Raw genomic sequence first — 5,243 nt, forward strand, 5'->3', positions numbered from 1 at the left:
GGAAAAGCAGAATCGGACCAGCAGTTAGCGGATGCTCGCAAGGAGATCCGGGATGCTGAAAACGAGCTGGAGGATCTGGAAGGCCCCCAGTGGTATGTATGGGACCGCGAAAACAATCCCGGTTACTCGGATTACGGAGATGACGCGGCTAAGGTTGATGCTATCGCAACCGTGTTTCCCGTCTTCTTTATTCTGGTGGCGGCGTTGGTCTGTCTGACCACCATGACCCGTATGGTAGAGGAGCAGAGAACACAGATTGGTACCATGAAGGCACTGGGATATGGCCGAGGCGCCATTATGATGAAATATGTAACCTATGCCATCCTGGCCAGTATTTTGGGAAGCGCCGTTGGACTGAGCATTGGTATGCAGCTCTTCCCCAAGATCATCATTAACGCTTACGGTATCCTGTATGATTTGCCCAAGGCACTCACCCCTTTCCGTTGGGACTACGCCTTCTGGTGTACATTGGTGGCGATTGCCTGCACCGGCATTTCGGCGCTTTTCGCATGCTACAAAGAGTTGCAGGAGAGTCCGGCGCAGCTGATGCGTCCCAAAGCGCCGAAAGCGGGAAAAAGGGTCCTGCTGGAGCGCTGGACCTTCCTATGGTCCAAACTCAGTTTTACCTATAAAGTGACACTGCGTAATTTGTTCCGCTATAAAAAACGGATGTTGATGACGGTCATCGGCATCGGTGGATGTACAGCCTTGATTTTGACAGGCTTTGGCATGCAGTACGCCATTACTTCTATTTCGGATCGCCAGTTCGGAGATATCTTTGTATATGATGGAGTAGCGGCGGTCGAGAGCTCGGAGGCCGAAGGCGGTATTACCGCTTTGGAGCAGAAGTTCTCAGAAGCATCCCAAGTTTCTAGTACATTGCAACTGATGAGTAAAAGCGTTGATGTGCAAAACGGGGACACGGTAAAGAGCGTGAGCCTATACGTCCCCCAAAAACCGGAGGAGATTTCCCGATATATTGTCTTACAGGAACGCGTGGGGAAAGCGCCCCTTTCCTTGACCGATGAAGGGGTAGTTATCAATGAAAAATTAAGCAAGCTGCTCCAACTGGGAGTAGGTGACACTCTGACCATCAACGAGCCGGATGGACGGCCGATTCAGGTGAAAATTACAGGGGTAACGGAGAACTATGCTATGAACTTTGTGTATATGACTCCGCAACTCTACGATGAGGTTTTCCGGGAGGAACCGGAATACAACATGATTTATTTCAATATGACCGATCCATCCCAAGAAAGTGAACTTTCCAACTACTTGATGGAACAGGACGGTGTGCTGGGAGTCACTTATACCGCCAGCAGCAGCGGCCAATTTGATGATATGGTTGGCAGCTTGGGAATCATCGTATGGGTTCTGATATTCTCGGCGGGAGCACTTGCCTTCATTGTTCTCTATAACCTGACCAATATCAATATCAATGAGCGTATCCGGGAGCTTGCCACCATTAAGGTGCTGGGCTTCTATGACAGAGAGGTATCAGCCTATATCTACAGGGAAAACACTATTTCGGCGCTGATTGGTATGGCGGTGGGACTTGTAGTTGGCATCTTTTTTGAGCGATTTGTCATTTTGACTGCGGAAGTGGATATGGTGATGTTTGTTCCAGATATTGCACCTTACTGCTTTATTCTTGCAGCAGTTTTAACCATCCTTTTTACTGTCATTGTTAATATAGTTGTGCACTTTAAGCTCAAAAAGATCGATATGGTAGAGTCGCTCAAATCTGTAGAGTAAAAAATAGGGAACGGAATTTCCGTTCCCCTATTTTTTTAGAAACAATTGGAAACTCTCTCCTTATGCATGTTCAGATATTCCCATGCCCATACTGTGAAGGTAGGCGCACGGGCGCCACAGCAAATCAGCTGGATGGGAAGTGTGGATGTGTATCTCAATAAAGTAGAGTTGACAGGCGTCAATACATCCAAGTTGACAGTGTTGAAAGAAGCGGAAAAGGTGGAGCTGCTCAAAAAGGTGAAGCAGGGGGATGAACAGGCAAGGGAGAAGCTGATCAACGGAAATTTGCGGCTTGTGTTGAGCGTAGTGCAGAAATTTGTCAATCGCGGAGAGAACCTGGATGATCTATTCCAGGTGGGCTGTATTGGGCTGATCAAAGCCATCGACAACTTTGATCCGAATCAGAATGTGCGCTTTTCTACCTACGGTGTGCCGATGATTATCGGGGAGATCCGAAGATATCTCAGGGATAATAATGCCATCCGCGTCAGCCGCTCTATGCGGGATATCGCCTATAAAGCCATGCAGGTCAAGGAACGGCTGACGGGAGAAGAACTGAAGGAGCCGACAGTGGAGGAAATCGCCAAGCAGATGGAAATGAAGAAGGAGGATGTCGTGCTGGCCCTCGAATCCATTGTGGATCCAATTTCCCTCTATGAACCGGTATATTCCGACGGAGGGGACACGATCTATGTCATGGATCAGGTGGGCGATAAGAATGACGATACCAATTGGCTGGAGGAAATCTCAATGAAAGAAGCTATCTCCCGCCTTTCCGGCAGGGAGAAAAAGATTCTGTCCCTGCGCTTCTTTGAAGGAAAAACCCAGATGGAGGTCGCCAGCGAAATCGGGATCAGCCAAGCCCAGGTCTCACGGCTGGAAAAGGGAGCGCTAGAGAGGATTAAAAAACAGATGTAAAAAAGCATGCACACTGGATGGCAGTGTGCCTGCTCCTTCGATACTATTTTTACTCCCACAGGAATATGATTTTAAGAAGGGAGTGAAGGAAATGAGCTGTCGAATTACGGACTTAAGGCATAAAGACGTGGTCAACATCAAGGATGGATGTGTGCTTGGATGTGTCTCTGATGTGGAGATTGACACCTGCAATGCCTGCGTGGTTGCCATTATCGTTTACGGAAGGCTGCGCTGTTTTGGGTTGTTGGGCCGGGAGGATGACATTGTCATCGGCTGGAACAAGATTCAGGTGATCGGGGATGACATTATTTTGGTCAATTTTGACATGCCGCGCCGACGTCCACGAAAATTCGGCAGCATGATAGAAGGACTTTTTAACCGGTGATAGGCGAGAATGTCGTCTTACCTCAAAAGCATTGCAAAAACTGTAAGGAATAAGAAAAAATTGCTTGCAAGCAGAGCGCGTCCATGCTATAATATATCGGAAAAACACACGTTTTGCCGCTGCAGATCAGGTGCTGGTCCAAATGAACCGGTCATTTTGCAGAAACGGCAAGACGGAGGAAAAACCTAAGGAGGATTTTATCATGGGCGTAGTATCTATGAAACAGCTTCTTGAGGCTGGTGTTCATTTCGGACATCAGACAAGAAGATGGAACCCGAAAATGGCAAAGTACATCTTCACAGAGAGAAACGGCATCTACATCATTGACCTGCAGAAAACTGTGAAGAAATTGGAAGAGGCTTACATGTTCATCCGTGACGTGGCGGCCAGCGGTGAATCCGTCCTGTTTGTGGGAACTAAAAAACAGGCTGGTGAATCCATCAAAGAAGAAGCCGAGCGCGCTGGAGCGAACTATGTCAACGCCAGATGGCTGGGTGGTATGCTCACCAACTTCAGAACCATCCGCCGCAGAATTGACCGTCTTGCACAGCTTCGCACCATGGAAGAAGACGGTACCTTTGATCGTCTGCCCAAGAAGGAAGTTGTCAAACTCAATCTGGAGATTGAGAAACTGGAGAAATTCATGGGCGGTATCAAGACCATGAAAAAACTGCCGGGCGCTATGTTTATCGTTGACCCGCGCAAAGAGAGAATTGCCGTTGCAGAAGCAAAGAAGCTGGGCATTCCCATCGTGGCAATTGTCGACACCAACTGTGACCCGGATGAAATTGATTATGTTATCCCCGGCAACGACGACGCTATCCGCGCTGTCAAGCTGATTGCCCAGACCATGGCCAACGCTATTCTCGAAGGCAAGCAGGGTGAGCAGGCTGAAGAGGCTGCCGCTGAAAAAGAGGCCGAAGAGGAAGCGGAGGCAAACGCATAAGGCGTTATACCCTTGAAATGAGAAGAATGCCCGTGCCAGCTGCCCGGGCATTCCTATTGTAACATACTGAAAAAATCTGGAATAATCAATAGGAGGATTCTATTATGGCTTTTACAGCAAGTGATGTTAAAGCACTCCGCGAGAGAACCGGATGCGGAATGATGGATTGCAAAAAAGCACTGTCCCAGACCGATGGCGATATGGAAAAGGCAATTGAAATCCTTCGCGAAAAGGGACTGGCTGCTGCGGCGAAAAAAGCAACTCGTATCGCTGCCGAGGGCTTGGTATATGCTTTGGTTGACGATGCCAAAAAAGTTGGTGTTATTATTGAGGTCAACGCAGAGACTGATTTTGTTGCAAAGAACTCTGACTTTGTCGCAATGGTAGACACCTTTGCAAAGACCGTAATTGCTGAAAATCCTGCTGATGTGGATGCTCTGCTGGCTTGCAAGGCGGTAGGTTCTGATCTGACTGTTGCAGACATTCTCCGGGACAAAATCCTGGTTATCGGTGAAAATATGAAGATCCGCCGTTTCACCCGTATGGAGGGTGAGATCTGCACCTATATTCATGGCGGTGGCAGAATCGGCGTTATGGTAAAATTTGACGTCGACAGCGCTGTGGCAGCAAAAGAAGAGTTCAAGAACTTCGCCAAAGATGTTGCCATGCAGATTGCCGCTGTATCTCCCCAATACCTGAACAAAGAGGATGTCCCGGCTGATGTAGTCGCGAAAGAGAAGGAAATCCTCACAGCACAGGCAATGAATGAGGGCAAACCTGCTAACATCGCTGAAAAGATGGTTATGGGCAGAATCAATAAGTTCTATAAAGAAGTTTGCCTGGTAGAGCAGCCCTTTGTTAAGGACGGCGATATAACCGTAGGCAAATATGTTGAAAATACTGCCAAAGCACTGGGCACTTCCATCAAGCTGCTTTCCTTTGTCCGCTTTGAGAAGGGCGAGGGCTTGGAGAAGAGAGAAGACAATTTCGCGGACGAAGTTGCCAGCATGATGAAATAGTGGTTCTCCATATTTAATAAGCATGAGGAAAAGAAGGTCATATCCCGTAGAGGATATGACCTTTTTGTTTTAGGCAGGATATGTTTCACGAGCCGACGGTTTTATATATGATATTCACCGGTAGTGGAGTTGCAGATCAGTCCATTGGGATCATTGAGCCGCTTGATCTCAGGAGAGAAGTGGAACTGAGAGCGATATTTCTCAAGATAGGAGGTCTGAG

The 5,243-nt window shown here is 47.9% G+C and carries 5 protein-coding genes; all 5 read left to right on the forward strand.

Annotation, left to right across the window (positions count from 1 at the left end):
* On the forward strand, nucleotides 1-1,755 hold a 1,755-nt coding region (locus ACZ25G_RS07640; protein ID WP_463682060.1), incomplete at its 5' end, for an ABC transporter permease.
* Nucleotides 1,756-1,887: 132 nt separating this feature from the next.
* Nucleotides 1,888-2,673, forward strand: coding sequence for an RNA polymerase sporulation sigma factor SigG (sigG, locus tag ACZ25G_RS07645; RefSeq protein ID WP_191482667.1), 786 nt, complete (start codon nucleotides 1,888-1,890; stop codon nucleotides 2,671-2,673).
* A 91-nt stretch (nucleotides 2,674-2,764) separates the two neighbouring features.
* Entirely contained in the window at nucleotides 2,765-3,058 is a 294-nt protein-coding gene (locus ACZ25G_RS07650; RefSeq protein WP_191482641.1) for a YlmC/YmxH family sporulation protein, read from the forward strand.
* Between the two features lie 202 nt (nucleotides 3,059-3,260).
* Nucleotides 3,261-4,004 (forward strand): 30S ribosomal protein S2, encoded by a 744-nt coding sequence (rpsB, locus tag ACZ25G_RS07655; RefSeq protein WP_191482642.1) that lies wholly within the window; start codon nucleotides 3,261-3,263, stop codon nucleotides 4,002-4,004.
* Nucleotides 4,005-4,108: 104 nt separating this feature from the next.
* Nucleotides 4,109-5,023 (forward strand): translation elongation factor Ts, encoded by a 915-nt coding sequence (gene tsf / locus ACZ25G_RS07660; RefSeq protein WP_342682655.1) that lies wholly within the window; start codon nucleotides 4,109-4,111, stop codon nucleotides 5,021-5,023.
* Nucleotides 5,024-5,243 lie beyond the last annotated feature (220 nt).

The organism is Zongyangia sp. (genome assembly GCF_965361945.1).

Coding starts and splice junctions, on each gene's coding strand:
- sigG (WP_191482667.1), top strand. CDS start 1,888: ATGGGAAGTGTGGATGTGTATCTCAATAAAGTAGAGTTGACAGGCGTC.
- ACZ25G_RS07650 (WP_191482641.1), top strand. CDS start 2,765: ATGAGCTGTCGAATTACGGACTTAAGGCATAAAGACGTGGTCAACATC.
- rpsB (WP_191482642.1), top strand. CDS start 3,261: ATGGGCGTAGTATCTATGAAACAGCTTCTTGAGGCTGGTGTTCATTTC.
- tsf (WP_342682655.1), top strand. CDS start 4,109: ATGGCTTTTACAGCAAGTGATGTTAAAGCACTCCGCGAGAGAACCGGA.